Raw genomic sequence first — 14,965 nt, 5'->3', positions numbered from 1 at the left:
GGCCCCTCTCCATAAGAGAGGGGAGCCGAGAGGAATCTCGATTGGCTGCGAATGACCTCTATTGTCGTTTCAAGTTTGTTTAAAGCAAAATACCGCCGTGGCACCCCTCTCTTATGGAGAGGGGCCGGGGGTGAGGTTCCGGGGCTACGAATACTGGAGTTTCTTGTCCAGAATCTCGCTCGTAGCCTCTTCAAAGGCCTTTACAACCCAGCGAAGGGCCTCGTTTTCGGTCGGGTTCGTCAGGGTGGCTTTGCCCACGGCCTTGGTCAGCTCGTCGCGGAAGTAGCCGGGGGTGATGCCTTTGTTGAAAATGCCGGTTTCGACTGTTTTGTCGGCCACCATTTTGTTGAAGTCCATTTCCTCGGGACGGATGGCCGTGTAGCGGCGCTGGTTTACGCCCAGCTCCCGAATCCATTCGTTGTATTCGCCAAAGAAGTCGTTCAGCTCGCGTAGGGCGCGGTTGTTGCGCAGTTGAGCCGAGAGGTTGCCGGCTTCGTAGTAAGGGGCCTTCGCATCCTCGGGCGTGTGCTTGAGGAAGTAGCGGGCGAAGTAGTGGAGCTGAATGAGCGGGCGGGCCACCTCCTGGCGCATGTCGGTGGGCAGTTGGCCGAAGTCCACTTCGGGGGCATCCGACTTCAGGCCAAACTCGTGGTAGAGCGGCTGCCCGCTGTCGAGTTGGTTGTCGGGCACTTCCATGAAGTGCACTACGGAGAGGGCACCCAGCATTTCCAGCAAGTGGGCCTGGTTGCGCTGCTCGGCGCGGCCGGGGTGGTTGGCCAGCGGCTGGCCGGGCTGGTCGCCGAGGTAGTACATGGCCTCCAGGCCCTGCAGGTTGTCGGCGTAGTACGAGAGGGCCGTTTTGGTCTTCGTGATGAAGGTATTCGAATCGATGAAGTCCTGGCCGGCGGCTTTTTCATCCTGCGAAGGCTCCTGCAGCTTGAAGTAGGGCAGCATCACCAAGGCGCCGGCTTTCATGCGGCGGCGCACTTCGGGATGGGCCAGTGCGGAGTTAGAATCGCGCAGGTTTTTCACCAGCAGCGGGAAGCCGGCGGCGCCGGTGCCCCCGAAAATTGAGCTGATGAAGAAGGCCCGGTCGCCCTCTTGCAGGCTCTGGGCAAGGTAGCGCATTTCCTTGGACTGCACCACGGCGTTGAGCACCACCGAGCCCACGTTGGGCGAGCCGCGGAAGCCTACGTCGAGGTTGGCCGCGAGGCTGTCTTGGGTGAACAGCAAATCAACCAGACCCTGGCTTTCCACCGAGAGGTCATTGTACTTCAGGTAGTCGCGGAAGGGCTGGCTGATGCCGCCGAAGTCGTACACGAACGAGTCGCGCAGTTCCTCTGAGCCACCGGTGTTCAGGTGGGCCAGCGTATTCATGGGCTGGCTGAAGAAACCGGTTTTCTCTTTCTGGCCATCGCCGTACAGGGCTTCGTGAATGCGGGCGTAGCGCTTGAGCAGGGCCACGGTGCGGGTCACGTCGCCGTTCTGGGTGTCGGGGTCGATGAGGACGGGCACCACCTGGTCGCAATTGGGGATGCGCACCCCCGAGGCCAGCAGCATGGTGAGCGAGCGCAGCACGCGGGCCCCGGTGCCGCCCACGGCAAAAATGAATAGTTTGGACATAGTTTTCTAGCTATTGGAGAAACACATGTTTCTAACGTCTGTCATCCTGAGCGGAGCGAAGGACCTTATCAGGCCAGAACAAAGTGCAGTAAAACCTAACTGCATGTACATGATAAGGTCCTTCGCTCCGCTCAGGATGACAGGCGGAACAAAAGGATATTAAAACGGCCCCACAAACGGGGTAGTGCGGGCGTAGGTGCTCCAGCGCTTGAGCAGCACCGAAAACAGCAGGAACCACAGCGAAGCCACCACCATGTTTACCACCATAAAGTAGCCCAAGTAGCTGCTGCTTTCGGCGCCGTGGCTTTTGCTGAGCGTGTTGGCCAGCAGGGTGCCCAGACCGGCCGCCAGGGCCAGGGTGAGCACCCAGTGCGTGGTGCGGAACATGCCCGTGCGCAGGGCCGAATTGAACAGATAATAAAACGCTACTACCAACAACAAAGCCACGCCCAAAGTGCTCCAGCCCACGAGCGAAAACAAATCGGTTTTATACAAGCCATAGTCGGCCGGACGCTGGCTTTGGAAGATGGAAATCAGGGACGAGTACAGGCTGGTGAAGAAAGTTTGCATAGAAGAGCAAGCGGGTTATTTGTCGTTTTTGAGCGGAAGCTGAACCGTGAATACGGGCGGTAGCGGAGTTGGATACGATTGGCGAACGCCGGCCAGGATTTGGTCGAGGCCGAAGGTGCGCGGTGCCGGGGTGTTGTCGTTGGTGGTCGACCAGGCGGCCACCCATTCCGGCGTTTCCGGGGCGGGCAGCACGAGGCTGAGCGTGGCGGTGGGCGCCGCCAGTTTGCTCACCCGCAGCCGCATTACGTGGGTGAAGGGGGCCAGCACCGGCTGGCCGCTCTGCTCGTCGTCGGTGAGCAGGCGCACCGAGTTGGGCAGCAAAGAAGCTTGACCGTTGGGCAGGCGTACCCGCACATGTTGGGCCAAAAACTCCGGTTTCTGCCAGGCAGCCGGCAATTCTTTCAAATTAAGCCCCACCGTAAACTCCGCCGTGTCGTCCGACACGTTCATGGTGAGGCCGTTGCCTTCGCCATACACGCTGCCGCTGGGCTTCATTTTAGGTTCTGTGAGCTTGGTGAGCAGAGGCGCGAAGGCTGGGGTATCGGTTTTCAGCCCATAAAAGGCCTGTTGGGCCGGCGCGTTCTTAAACACCTCGGCCGTGTAGCGGGCCACCAGCGCGGGCGGCCCGATTACCCACACGTAGTAGGGCACCTTCTCGCCGTTGAGCGTGCGCTTCTGCACGGGCGTCTTCACGGCCGGGAAATAGCTGCCGTAGAAGCGGGAAGCCTCCCCGAACACCGCCACCGCCAGCTGCTTCTGGCTCACCGGCGCAATGGACGTGCGAATCAGGTTGGGCAGCTGCGAAAAGTCGGATTTGCGGGCCGGGCCGTAGATGAAGTCGGAAATCACCACGCTCACCTGCTGGGTGGCCTGTGGCATGTTGAGTATGCCTTCGAGCATCTGCGGCAGCTCGGTGCCGAGGGCAGCCTGATTGACTTCGCCTTGCACCACGTCGCGCAACTGCTGGAAGGGAACGGCCTTGGGTGCGGCGTTTTCGCAGAGGTAGTACTTGCGGTCGGCGATGGCGCCGCTCACCTGGGTTTCGGTGATGAGCGCGCCGATGCGCTGCTGAAATTCCGTGGGCGGCTTATCGGCCCCACCGCGGGGCACAAAGCCCTTCATGCCGCCCGAATACTCCAGAAAAACGCTGACCCGCAACGGAGCCGCTTCGGTAGCTGCCGGGGTCGTGGCCACGGGTTTGGTTCCTTTGGTGGAACTAGCCGATTTGGTTTCGGTGGGCTCCGAGCTACAGCTGCTCAGCAGCGAAATCGTCCCAAAAAGCACTCCGGCGAGCCGGAAGCATCGAAAAAAACGTGAAGCGGGCAGCCCCACGGAAACGGATATCGGCATAGGTAAAGCGCTAGGCAAGGTTTTGGGGCGAAGTATAGGCATTACGCAGCGAAATGCCCCACGGCCGAAAACCTAAACGCTAAACGCACCGCTGCGGCTTCTAGTACAAACCCGGCTCCCCCGGCCGCATATTTTTGCTTGTAATGTTTGGCGGGATGCCGGCGAATAAGTAGCACGTAAAACCTGCCACCTTTGTCGCCGCATGAAACACGTTCTACTCCCTTTTCTACTGGCATTGGCAGCAGCGGCCCAGGGCCAAACCTCCCCCACGCCCGACACGGCCCGCACCACACCCACCCAGATGCCCGCTGCGGCAGCGCCCAATCCGTTGAGCTATTATGGCGCCGTGGATGCGTATTACGGCTACGACTTTGGGAATGACGGCTCCAATTTTCGGCCCAATTTCCTGTACTCCCACAACCGCCAAAACGAGTTCAGTGTGAACCAGGCGGTGGTGGGCGTGCGCTACAACAACGACCAGGTGCGCGGCGCCATCGGCCTGCACGCCGGCTCCTATGTAGAAGCTAACTACGCCAGCGAAGACCTGACCATGCGCCACCTCTACGAGGCATACGCCGGCTTCCGGCCTTTCAAAAAAGCCTGGCTCGACGCGGGCATTTTCACCTCGCACATCGGGTTTGAATCGGCCATCAGCAAAGACAACTGGACGCTGACCCGCTCCATTATGGCCGAAAACTCGCCCTACTACGAGACCGGCGCCCGCTTCACGTACGAGCTTGACCCCAAGCTGACTCTCACGGCGCTGGTGCTCAATGGCTGGCAGATTATCCGCGAAACCAACGGAAATAAGGCCCTCGGCACCCAGATTCAGTGGAAACTCAGCCCCAAGCTACTCCTCAACAGCAGCACGTTTTATGGAATAGAGGGGCCCACGGGCACTGCCCAGTACCGCCGCTATTTTCACGACTTCTACCTAACCTATGCCGCGACTGACCGGCTGAGCGTGGCCGGCGTTTTCGATGTGGGCAAGCAGGAAACCGCCGTGTACGGCAAGTACGACACGTGGCACACTGGCGCGGCCTTTGTGCGCTACCAACTGGCCGACCGCTGGACGGCCACGGCCCGCGCCGAATATTATTACGCCGAGCGGGGTGTCGTCATCCACGGCATTACGCCGAACCCCGGGAGCCCCGACTTCCGGGCAGGCGGTGGCTCGCTCAACCTCGACTATGCGCCCGCTACCAATGTGCTGCTGCGGCTGGAAGGCCGCTACCTGCGCGGCCGCGCCCCGGTGTTTGAACGCGCCGATGACCCCACAGCCGACAGCTACGGCAACCTCACGTCGAGCCTCGCGCTTTCGTTTTAAGTTGCCGGGATTAGCAATAGAAACCGGCTACGTATTAATATTGTAACCCTTCCGAGCCCTACGTATTTATCCGGACTCGCTTTGCTATGAGTTATTTGCCCTATGCGTCTTATTGCTTTCCGACCTGAATACCAGCTTACTGTTGAAGACGAGAAAAACCGGCTTTTCTACCAAAATTTTGGGCAGATGCAGCAGGCTACCAACTTGCCCAACTACCGCGAGGATTGGGCTGCGGCGCTGCTGCAGGTGCGGCCGGGGTTCAGCATTCTAAGCGACATGCAGGTCGTGAACCAGGTCAACCAAGACCTGCTGGCCGAATTTCAAGCCGTTGAGCAGCTCATTGTGCAGCGCGGCGTGAGCATGGTGGCCGAAGTGCACGTACCCGGCCTGCCCACCCGCCGCTGCACCGACGAAATAACCACCAGCCAGGCCATGCCCGTGCGGCAGTTTTTGAACATCTGGGAAGCCGAGCAGTTCCTCGACGACCTCACGCCGGAGCTTGCGCCGGGCGCGTCCGGCTTATAGAATTTTGGGGGTAACCGGCCGGCCTCGGCCAACGTTTTGGGCGGTCCCGTTGTTATAAAACGGGCTGCCGTTGGCGGCCCCGGCTGCGGGCCGTACCTTTGCGGCCGCTTTTCACCAGGTGCCTATTCAGGCACTTATTGCTATTATGCCCAACGTAATTTCCACGGATATCTGTATTGTCGGGGCCGGCCCGGTTGGTCTGTTTGCGGTTTTTGAAGCCGGTTTGCTCAAGCTCCGCTGCCACGTGGTGGATGCCCTGCCCCAGCCCGGCGGCCAGCTCTCCGAGATTTACCCCAAGAAGCCGATTTACGACATTCCGGGCTTTCCCGAAATCCTGGCTGGTGACCTCGTCACCAACCTGATGAAGCAGATTGAGCCCTTCCACCCCACCTTCACGCTGGGCGAGCGGGTGGAGCGGTTTGCCAAGCTCGACGACGGCTCTTTTCAGCTCTACACCACCGACGGCACCGAGATTCAGTGCAAAGCCGTGGCCATTGCCGGCGGCCTGGGCTCGTTTGAGCCGCGCAAGCCGGCTGTCGAAAATCTCGAGCAGTTTGAGGGCGGCAAAGGCGTGCACTACATGGTGCGCGACCCCGAGCATTTCCGCGACCAGAAAATCGTCATCGCCGGCGGCGGCGACTCGGCCCTGGACTGGACCAACTTCCTCGCCAACGTGGCGGCCGACGTGACGCTGGTGCACCGCGGCACCACCTTCCGCGGTGCCGCCGACTCAGCCGAGAAAGTGAAAACGCTGGCCGAAGCCGGCAAAATCAAGCTCGTGCTCAGCTCCAACGTGACGCACCTGCACGGCAACGGCAAGCTGGCCGAAGTGACCATCACCGGCAACGACGGCACCGCCGAGACTATGCCGCTCGACCACTTCATCCCGCTGTTTGGCCTCACACCCAAGCTCGGCCCCATCGGCGAGTGGGGCCTGGAGCTAACCGACGACGCCATCGTGGTCGACACCCTGGACTACAGCACTTCGCTGCCCGGCGTGTTTGCCATCGGCGACATCAACACCTACCCCGGCAAGCTCAAGCTCATCCTCTGCGGCTTCCACGAGGCCGCGCTCATGTGCCAGGGCGCGTTCAAATACATCTACCCCGACAAAAAGTACACCCTGAAGTACACCACCGTCAACGGGGTACCCACGCTGTAAAATCCGGGAATAAAAAAGGGAGGAATGAAGAATTAGCTCGTCGCTTATTCTTCATTCCTCTTTCTTTGTCCTTTCAACTCAACCTATGGAAGAAGATATCCGCATTTACGTCGAAGAAGCGCCCGGCCAGCGCCGCGAAATTATCGCCCCCACCGACATGGGCCTGAGTTTGATGGAAGTGCTGAAAGCCAGCGGCTACGACATCATGGCGACTTGCGGCGGCATGGCCCTGTGCGCCACCTGCCACGTGGAAGTGCTGGCCGGCCCCGCCCTGTTTGAGCCAAACGATGACGAACTGGACATGCTCGAAACCCTGCCCGTAGTACACCCCGGAAGCCGGCTCAGCTGCCAGATTCGCCTCACCCCTCAAACCGATGGCCTAGTGGTCCGCCTCGCTCCCACCGGCGCGTAACCATCTGTCATTGCGAGGACGCAGGACGACCCAATCTGTCCTGGTCTCAGCGACCAGCCTAATACTGTAAAAAGCCCCGGCACTGCGCAGTGCCGGGGCTTTTTCTATAAAAGGCTTCATTACTTCTCAGGGCTGGTCGCAGGCATAGGAAGGATTGCCGCGCTGCGCTCGCAATGACAGCTCAATTTATTATCCCGCTGCTGCCAACCGCTCCCGCATCCGCTCTTTTGCGGCCTCGGGCAATGCTGGCCCGGCGCTGGCGCGGGCGGCGGCCGCAGCCTTGGCCCACTCCGCTATTTTCACCGTTTGCTTTGCGTACCGGTTGCAATAGGGGCAGTAGCGTAGGTGCAGCCACAGGCTGGTGCGGGCTTCTTTGGGCACGGGCTGGTCGGCCTGCTGGTCCAGGAGCATCGTAGCGGTTTGGCAGGTAATAAGACGAAGCATAGCGGATAATTAATTTTTGCCTAAGCCGTGCTTTTCCAGGCAGCGGCGCAGCTGCAGCTTGGCTCGGTGCACGATAACCCAATAATTAGCAGAGCTCAAGCCGAGCTCCTGACAAATTTCCTCGGCTGATAATTCCTCCACGAATCGCAGGGTAAATACCGCATGTTGCTGCGTGGGCAGCCGTTGCTGGCACCGTTGCAGGATGTCATGGAGCTCTTGCTGCTCCAGGGCGGCATCGGCATTGAGCCAGCTCACGGGGGCTTGCTGCGCGTTCCAGTGGCCGTTTTCGGGGTTAAAGAAATCGGCCTCGGTGGGGCCGGCTTCGCCTAGCTCGTCGAGGCTGACGTGGTTGGTCCGCGCCTGCCGGCGGTAGTAGTCGATGATTTTGCGACGCAGAATAACAAACAGCCACGTGCGCTCCGACGCCTCGGCCCTGAACGTGGCCAACCCGCTGAGGGCGCTCAGAAACGTGTCTTGCACCAGTTCCTCGGCCGCATCTGCATCGGAAACGCGGCTCAAGGCAAAGCGGTACAGCTCGTCGCCGTAGCGGTCGGGCCACTGCGCCGGCACTGGGGTGGTGGAAATCATGCGGGACGGGAGCTAAGCCAGAAAAGGTCGCACCGCAAGATTACGTCGGCAGCAGGTAAGTGTAAACAATCAAACAGGAGGCGCTTGTTTTGACCAGGTTACAGCGCCGCGGTGGCCACTCCCACAATCCGGTGCGAAGCCGTTTCCTGCACCAGGGCCACGGCCCGCAGGTTGGGCCGCTTCCAGCCGGCATTCAGTTTCAGCTCGGTGGCACCGCTGAAGGTGCCCGCCGGCCCCATTTTGCCCAACGAAATGAGCTGGCGCACCACGGGGGCGTGACGCAGCAGGCGCCCCGAATTCTCGCCCCCGCCCACCTGCGAGGCCAGCCCACTTTCGGTAACGACGAGCAGCACCTCGGCCGCCGCGGTGCCGGCCGGCACATTGGCCACCTGTACGCGGGCGGCATTGCCCGCGGTGGTAAGCGTGACCGTGGCCCGCGGGGTCGTGGCGGCTTTGGCCACGGTTTGGGCCAACTCGGCGGCGTGGCTGCCCACAAATTCGTAGCGGCCATTCACCACCGCTTGCGGCGTGTAGGCGCCCGAGCCAAAGCCCGATGCATACTGCCGCTGGCGCGCAGTAAAAGCGGCGGAGGAAAAGCCGTCTTTCCAGCCCAAGCGGTTCCAGTAGTCGACGTGTTCGCCGAGGGCAATAACTTCCACGCCGGGCACGGATTGAGCTGTTTCCAGCTGCCGCAGGGCCGCATCGGCAGCCGGGCAGCTCGAACACCCTTCCGAGGTGAACAGCTCCACTACCACCGGCACCCGAGCCGCGGGACCGCCTGGATTTACGGCAGTAGGCTGGGCCAGGGCCAGTACGGCCATGGCACCAAGGAGCGGCAACGTCAGCAGAACAGCGTTTTTCATAGGGTGGGCGAAGAAGTTGGCAAAACCAATAGGTAAAGCGGCAGACGGCCCCCGCATCACCCCCTTACACGTGGGGCAACTCTGCTGAACTACCCGCCAAGCCCCCATCAAGTTAGCTCAATTTTATTGAGCAAAAAAAGCCCCGGCTAACAGTAGCCGGGGCCGTTCCAAAACCAATGGCGAAGCCACAATCAGCGCCCGAACTACTGCGGGCGCTTGCTGGTAGCGCCCGCAGCGCCATCAGCGGCGGGAGTCACTGCGGGTGCCGCGGCCGCGGCAGTTGGGCTGGGTGCAAAGTTGAAGACCTCCAGCACCAGGCGCCAGCCGTCCACAGCTTCGCGCCGCCAGATGCGCAGGTAGCTGCCGTTTTCCTCGGGGTGCTTGGCGCCCCTGGAGCGCTGCAGGGTGCCCACCACGTAGCCCAAGTCGCCGGCGGCGGCCAGGTAGCCATCCACGGGCACAAACTGGTAGCCGCCGTCCAGGTTTTTCATGTTGGCGGCCGCGGCGGCGCCTTGCATCATCGAGAGGCCGGGGCGGTAGAGCCGGGCCTCGGTGCTGAGGTGTTGCTGGTAGGCGGCGCCGGGCTTGAGTAGCTGGGCGGCGGCAAACTTGCGGTCCACTTCGAGCACGATGTTGGACGGGGCCGTGCTGGGCGTGGCCGCCGCCGCGAGCAGGCGCGGCTGGGGCACGGTAGCTGCCTTGGCGGGGGCAGTGCCAATGCGCTCCACGCCCATGTCCACCACAAATTTCCACTTGCCATCGGGCTGCTTGCGCCACACCGTTACGTACTCGCCGGAGGCCTGCGGCTTGTCGTTCAGCAGGGCCGTCCAGGGGCCGGTGGTGTAGCCCAGGTCACCGGATTGGGCGGCATCGGCCAGCACTGGGTACCACGTAAGGCGGCTGCCCGGCCGGGCCGGGCGAGACCGCCACACGTCTTGGGCATTGGCCCATTTGCCGTTTTCGGTCACCCAGGCTTTGGGGGCGCTATTGGCCAGAAAGGCGGCCGGCGTGCTCTCCTGCATGGCCTGCGCCGCAAAAGCGGTTTCGGCGGCCACTACGGCGGCGTGCGGCGCTTGCGCCTGGGAATTAAAGGGTAGCAATGAGGCAACAAATGCCCCGATAGTAAAATGATTCTTCATAAGATACTAGTCTAATAGTTTCGCTATGCCAATATACGCTTTCCGGGATAATCACAATTACCACAAAATCTACATGTGCGCCGCAGTGCCGTTCTTGCGGCCGAATTGAACCTTGCCGGCCGGTTTCGGCGGCTTCCCCGTTTTGCCTTTACTGTTATTATGAAACTAGCCGACCTCACCGCCCGCGCCCGCCGCATTCGCCTGGTACTTACCGACTGCGACGGGGTGCTCACCGACGGCGGCGTGTACTACTCGGAGCGGGGCGAAGAAATGAAGCGCTTTAGCATCCGCGACGGCATGGGCGTGGTGCGCCTGCGCGAGTTCGGCATTGCCACGGGCATCGTCACCGGCGAAACCTCGCCTTCGGTGCGTACGCGGGCTGCCAAGCTTCAGATTGAAGAGCTCCACCTGGGCATCAAAGACAAGCCGGCCTGCCTGCACAGCATCTTGGCCCGCACCGGCTTGGCCGCCGAGGAAGTAGCCTTTATCGGCGACGACACCAACGACCTGGATATCCTGAGCCTGGTGGGCCTGTCGGCGTGCCCCGGCGATGCCACCTCCTTTGCCCGTGCCGTTGTCGACTTTCATTGCCAGACGCCCGGCGGCCACGGCTGCTTCCGCGAGCTGGCCGAATTCATCATTGCAGCGCAGCAGTAAGCCAGCCCAATAACGCAGTTGCTGAAAAGAGTGACTGAGTGGGAGCGTGACTGAGTGAGGTCCTAACTATTCATTCAGTCACGCTCCCACTCAGTCACTCTTTATTCCGGCAACAGGCCCTGGCGGGCGGCGAGCTTGATGAGGGCGGCGGTGTTCTTGGCCTGGGTTTTGGCGATGATGTTCTGGCGGTGGGTTTCCACGGTGCGCTTGCTGGTGAAGAGCTTATCGGCAATTTCGGCATTGGTCAGCCCCTCGGCCACCAAGCCCAGCACCTCCATTTCGCGCTTGCTCAGGCCCAGGGCCTCGCGGGCTGCATCGCTAACTACCGGGCTGTGGACAAACAGCCGGGTCAGGAGAGCAAGGCCAATGGCCGAACACAGGAAAGGCCGGCCCGCGGCCACGGTTTTCACGCCCTGCACCAGCTCCGCGGGCCGCGAGCTTTTCAGGACATACCCGTGCGCGCCCAGGTCAAAAGCGCGCGTCACGTAGTGCTCATTGGTCAGCTCGCCCCGGGCCAGCACGCGCAGCTGGGGGTACTGGCGCCGCAGCGCCGGCAGCAGCGCAAAGGCATCGGGGCCGGGGAGGTTTAGGTCGAGTAGCACCACGGTGGGCGCGGCTGCGGCCAGTTCGGCCAGCAGCTCGTCGCCGGTACCTGCTTCGCCCACTATCTTTATTTCGGCCGCCGGCTCCATCCCGATGCGCAGGGCCTCCCGCCCGTGAGGGTGGCCGTCGGTGAGTAATAGGCGAATCATAAAACAGGGAGCAGACCGGTGAGAAACCTAATTAATTTACTGGTCGCTATCCATTAAATCGGTTTTGAACACCCCAAAATTAAAGACACCGGCCATCTTAGCGGGGAGCTCCACAGTAAAAGCCGTATTAATCCCTACAAAAGCAGGGGCTAATATAAGTATCCTAGTATAAATACGGACAAGGCTTTGCCGTATACCGGGATTAGCCCAACTTTGCGGGCTGCCATTCGTTCTTGATGCTCCTAAATCTTATTCGCTATGACCCGTATTTTGCTAGCCGATGACCACACCATTTTGCGCGACGGCATCCGGGCGCTGCTCTCCGCCGACGCCGACCTTGACGTAGTGGGCGAAGCCAGCAACGGCGCCGAAGTCCTTTCCATCCTCGAAAACACGCCCGTCGACGTCGTCCTGATGGACGTGCAGATGCCCGTCCTCGACGGTTTTGCCACGGTGCCCGAGCTGCGCCGCCGCTTCCCCGACGTGAAGGTGCTGGTGCTCACCATGCTCGACCACGAAAACTACGTGACCCGCATGCTGGAAGCCGGCGCATTGGGCTACGTGCTCAAGAATGCGGCCATCAGCGAAATCACCTACGCCATCCGCACGGTAGCGCAGGGCAACCCCTTCTTGTGCACCGAAATCGGCCTGAGCATGCTCTACAAAGCGGTGGCCCAGTCCTCTACCCCTAATATCGCGGGCCACACCGACGAATCCGGAGACCACCACGGCGCCGACCTCACGGCTCGCGAGCTGGAAGTGCTCAAGCTCATCGCCGAAGGCCTCACCAACGGCGAGATTTCCGACAAGCTCTTCACCAGCAAGCGCACCATCGAAACCCACCGCCAGAACATCATCGCCAAAACCCAGGCCAAGAACACCGCCGCCCTCATCAAGCTCGCCGTGAGCCGGGGCCTGATATCTTAATCATTTAACAGTTATCAATTAACAGCCGTTATATCTGCCCTAATTGAGCTGATGTAACGGCTGTTAATTGTTAAATGACAACTGTTAATTGACTATAGAAGGCTGCCCAGCGCGCTGATGCTCAGGGCTACAATGGCGGTGTTGAAGCCGAAGGAGATGAGCGCGTGCAGGAGGGCCGTGCGGCGCTGCCGCCGGCCGGGAATGGTAACGTCGGCCGTTTGGGCGGCCATGCCGATGGTGAAGGCGAAGTAGGCAAAATCGAGGTAATCGGGCTCGGGCGGTTCGCCGGGGAAACCCAGGCCGCCGGTATCGGCACCCGACCGAGCATCGTCGGCATCGTAGTAAATGTGGGCGTAGTGCAGCGTAAACACCGTGTGGACCAGCAGCCACGACTCCAACACGGCCGCAGCACTCAGGACAATGTGCCGGGCCAGTATGCTGCCCGATAGCGACTTCATGGTACCCAGCAACGCGACCACGGCCAGCAAGCTGGCCAGGGCCGCCACCAGCACAAACCCGAAAGCTAACGTCCGGCTTGGGTCTTCGCTGTTGGCCACTTTGCGGATGCTGGCGGCATCAGCCGTGAACATGGCCGCCGCGATGAGCAGCAGCGTGGCAGTAGCGCACACATCCCAGGACGCCACCCAGCGGCTGATGGGGCCCGCATCCGGCGGAGCCAGAAACCAGGCCGCGGCTCCCAGCCCCAGCCCAATCAGGAGCCGATACGTGGCCGAAAGCTGGCCTATGCGTTGGGTGTAGCGAAAAAGAGCAGAGGGTTGTGGCACGGCTGGCAAAGTAAGCGGGTAAACCCCAACCGTTAGCCAAGGGCACTCGCTCAGAACCCGGCGTTGAGTTGCGGTTTGGAGTTGAGCCAATTGTTGTTTTTGTCCGTAAGCAAGCGCTTACCCCCTTTGCCGCGCTCATGAATTCTGCTCCCCTATCCGGGCTTTACGCTCCTTCGCTCGCCCTTGTCACCGACCTGTACCAGCTCACCATGGCCTACGGCTATTGGCAGCAGGGCATGCAGGACCGCGAGGCGGTGTTTCACCTGTACTTCCGCAAAGCGCCGTTCGCGGGCGGCTACGCCGTGGCAGCCGGCCTGGCGCTGGCCGTCGACTGGGTCGAGAATCTTCATTTTTCCGACAAGGATTTGGCTTACCTGGGCAGCCTGACCGGCAGCAAGGGCGCCGCGCTGTTCCCGCCCGAATTTTTGGAGTACCTGCGCAACCTGAAGTTCAGCTGCGACATCGACGCCGTGGCCGAAGGCACCGTGGTGTTTGGCAATGAGCCGCTGCTGCGGGTGCGCGGCCCGCTACTGCAAGCCCAACTCCTGGAAACGGCGCTGCTCACACTGATTAATTTCCAGACCCTGATTGCCACCAAAGCCGCCCGCATCCGCGAAGCCACCGGCCCCAACGACCGGGTGCTGGAGTTTGGCCTGCGCCGCGCGCAGGGCTTCGATGGCGGCCTGGGGGCCAGCCGGGCGGCCTACCTGGGCGGCGCCGATGCCACTTCTAACCTGCTGGCGGGGCAGCGCTACGGCATTCCGGTGCGCGGCACCCACGCCCACAGCTGGGTACAAGCATTTGCCGACGAGACACAGGCATTTTCGGCCTACGCACAGGCTTTCCCCGATGATTCCGTGTTTCTGGTCGATACCTACGACACCATCGAGGGCGTGCGCCAGGCCATCAAAGTAGCCCGGGCGATGCGCGCCAACGGCCACGAGCTGGCCGGCATTAGGCTCGATTCGGGCGACCTGGCCTACCTCAGCCGCGAGGCCCGGGCCGTGCTCGACGAGGCCGGATTTAATGAAACGCACATCGTGGCCAGCAACGATTTGGAGGAAACCCTCATCACCAGCCTCAAGCAGCAAGGCGCCCGCATCGACACCTGGGGCGTGGGTACCCAGCTCGTGACGGCCTACAACCAAGCGGCCCTGGGAGGCGTGTACAAGCTGGCCGCCCTGCGCAAAGCCGACGATTCGGGCTGGGACTTCACGCTCAAGCTCTCCGAGCAGGTGGCCAAAACCAGTATCCCCGGTATCCTGCAGGTGCGCCGCTACCTCAACGAGTACGGCAAGCCCCGCGCCGACATGCTCTACAACACCGCCGAGCCCCTCCCCGACCAGCTCACCATCATCGACCCGGCCGATATCACCCGCCGCTTAGCCATTAAGCCCGAAACCAAGTTCCGCGAGCTGCTGGAGCCCGTATTCCGCCAGGGCAAACGGGTATTGGACCTGCCCACCCTGGTCGAAAGCCGCGCCCACGCCCAGCGCGAAGTGCAAAGCCTGGACCCCAGCGTCCGCCGCTTCCTCAACCCCCACACCTTCCCCGTTGGGCTGGAAATGGGGCTGAATGACTACCGTACCAAGCTGATTCTGGAGAAGCGGCCGGTGCGCGGGGCGTAATTCGGAACCTAGAGCAGGGTGTTCTGCTGAGCGAAGCAGCATCTCTCCTATTTCAGTTCTCTGGCTTCTTTACAAATCGTCTGTCATGCAGAGCGTAGCGAAGCATCTTATCAGGTTAGCTCAATTCGTTCAGCGGTGATAAGATGCTTCCTTCGTCAGCATGACAGACGCTTTAGATTATCCTTGCAGTAGAACCACTTCGGTTTCACTGAG

Annotated in this window: 16 protein-coding genes; 7 read left to right on the top strand and 9 right to left on the bottom strand. The window is 61.2% G+C overall.

Annotated elements, in window-relative coordinates:
* Nucleotides 1–144: 144 nt before the first annotated feature.
* The 3 genes from LJ738_RS15660 to LJ738_RS15650 all read right to left on the bottom strand — a co-directional run bounded on the left by LJ738_RS15660 (nucleotide 145) and on the right by LJ738_RS15650 (nucleotide 3,477).
* A complete protein-coding gene (locus tag LJ738_RS15660; protein ID WP_227787334.1) occupies nucleotides 145–1,623 on the bottom strand; it encodes a hypothetical protein in 1,479 nt (492 codons plus the stop codon).
* 159 nt (nucleotides 1,624–1,782) lie between these two features.
* On the bottom strand, nucleotides 1,783–2,193 hold the full coding sequence (locus LJ738_RS15655; protein ID WP_068192029.1) for a hypothetical protein: 411 nt from the start codon (nucleotides 2,191–2,193) through the stop codon (nucleotides 1,783–1,785).
* A gap of 15 nt (nucleotides 2,194–2,208) precedes the next feature.
* Nucleotides 2,209–3,477: a hypothetical protein gene (locus tag LJ738_RS15650; protein ID WP_227787333.1), complete on the bottom strand. Its 1,269-nt coding sequence runs from the start codon at nucleotides 3,475–3,477 to the stop codon at nucleotides 2,209–2,211.
* A 268-nt stretch (nucleotides 3,478–3,745) separates the two neighbouring features.
* Here LJ738_RS15650 and LJ738_RS15645 point away from each other — a divergent pair, with 268 nt between their 5' ends.
* The 4 genes from LJ738_RS15645 to LJ738_RS15630 all read left to right on the top strand — a co-directional run bounded on the left by LJ738_RS15645 (nucleotide 3,746) and on the right by LJ738_RS15630 (nucleotide 6,969).
* Nucleotides 3,746–4,870, top strand: coding sequence for a porin (locus LJ738_RS15645; RefSeq protein ID WP_227787332.1), 1,125 nt, complete (start codon nucleotides 3,746–3,748; stop codon nucleotides 4,868–4,870).
* Nucleotides 4,871–4,972: 102 nt separating this feature from the next.
* Nucleotides 4,973–5,395, top strand: a complete 423-nt coding sequence (locus LJ738_RS15640; protein ID WP_227787331.1) for a hypothetical protein — start codon at nucleotides 4,973–4,975, stop codon at nucleotides 5,393–5,395.
* A gap of 145 nt (nucleotides 5,396–5,540) precedes the next feature.
* A complete protein-coding gene (locus tag LJ738_RS15635) occupies nucleotides 5,541–6,557 on the top strand; it encodes an NAD(P)/FAD-dependent oxidoreductase (protein ID WP_227787330.1) in 1,017 nt (338 codons plus the stop codon).
* 85 nt (nucleotides 6,558–6,642) lie between these two features.
* A complete protein-coding gene (locus LJ738_RS15630) occupies nucleotides 6,643–6,969 on the top strand; it encodes a 2Fe-2S iron-sulfur cluster-binding protein (RefSeq protein ID WP_227787329.1) in 327 nt (108 codons plus the stop codon).
* 189 nt (nucleotides 6,970–7,158) lie between these two features.
* On the opposite strand, the gene LJ738_RS15625 is transcribed toward LJ738_RS15630, so the two are convergent.
* The 4 genes from LJ738_RS15625 to LJ738_RS15610 form a co-directional block, all read right to left on the bottom strand.
* Nucleotides 7,159–7,413: an anti-sigma factor family protein gene (locus LJ738_RS15625; protein WP_227787328.1), complete on the bottom strand. Its 255-nt coding sequence runs from the start codon at nucleotides 7,411–7,413 to the stop codon at nucleotides 7,159–7,161.
* A 9-nt stretch (nucleotides 7,414–7,422) separates the two neighbouring features.
* A complete protein-coding gene (locus LJ738_RS15620; protein ID WP_227787327.1) occupies nucleotides 7,423–8,001 on the bottom strand; it encodes a sigma-70 family RNA polymerase sigma factor in 579 nt (192 codons plus the stop codon).
* Between the two features lie 98 nt (nucleotides 8,002–8,099).
* A complete protein-coding gene (locus tag LJ738_RS15615) occupies nucleotides 8,100–8,864 on the bottom strand; it encodes a DUF1223 domain-containing protein (protein ID WP_227787326.1) in 765 nt (254 codons plus the stop codon).
* A 203-nt stretch (nucleotides 8,865–9,067) separates the two neighbouring features.
* Nucleotides 9,068–10,003, bottom strand: coding sequence for a nuclear transport factor 2 family protein (locus LJ738_RS15610; protein WP_227787325.1), 936 nt, complete (start codon nucleotides 10,001–10,003; stop codon nucleotides 9,068–9,070).
* A 159-nt stretch (nucleotides 10,004–10,162) separates the two neighbouring features.
* Between LJ738_RS15610 and LJ738_RS15605 the strand changes: the two genes are divergently transcribed.
* Nucleotides 10,163–10,660, top strand: a complete 498-nt coding sequence (locus tag LJ738_RS15605; RefSeq protein ID WP_227787324.1) for a KdsC family phosphatase — start codon at nucleotides 10,163–10,165, stop codon at nucleotides 10,658–10,660.
* 101 nt (nucleotides 10,661–10,761) lie between these two features.
* On the opposite strand, the gene LJ738_RS15600 is transcribed toward LJ738_RS15605, so the two are convergent.
* Nucleotides 10,762–11,412: a LuxR C-terminal-related transcriptional regulator gene (locus LJ738_RS15600; RefSeq protein ID WP_227787323.1), complete on the bottom strand. Its 651-nt coding sequence runs from the start codon at nucleotides 11,410–11,412 to the stop codon at nucleotides 10,762–10,764.
* A 258-nt stretch (nucleotides 11,413–11,670) separates the two neighbouring features.
* Here LJ738_RS15600 and LJ738_RS15595 point away from each other — a divergent pair, with 258 nt between their 5' ends.
* The gene (locus LJ738_RS15595) at nucleotides 11,671–12,339 is read left to right on the top strand and encodes a response regulator (protein ID WP_227787322.1); all 669 of its coding nucleotides are present in this window, start codon (nucleotides 11,671–11,673) and stop codon (nucleotides 12,337–12,339) included.
* A 92-nt stretch (nucleotides 12,340–12,431) separates the two neighbouring features.
* Here LJ738_RS15595 and LJ738_RS15590 read toward each other — a convergent pair whose 3' ends face one another.
* Nucleotides 12,432–13,124, bottom strand: coding sequence for a DUF1345 domain-containing protein (locus LJ738_RS15590; RefSeq protein ID WP_227787321.1), 693 nt, complete (start codon nucleotides 13,122–13,124; stop codon nucleotides 12,432–12,434).
* A 137-nt stretch (nucleotides 13,125–13,261) separates the two neighbouring features.
* On the opposite strand from LJ738_RS15590, the gene LJ738_RS15585 reads away from it, so the two are divergent.
* A complete protein-coding gene (locus LJ738_RS15585) occupies nucleotides 13,262–14,752 on the top strand; it encodes a nicotinate phosphoribosyltransferase (RefSeq protein ID WP_227787320.1) in 1,491 nt (496 codons plus the stop codon).
* Nucleotides 14,753–14,965 lie beyond the last annotated feature (213 nt).

It is taken from the genome of Hymenobacter plasmatis (genome assembly GCF_020711255.1).
GTDB lineage: Bacteria > Bacteroidota > Bacteroidia > Cytophagales > Hymenobacteraceae > Hymenobacter.
This window is presented reverse-complemented; position numbering and strand designations above follow the sequence as displayed.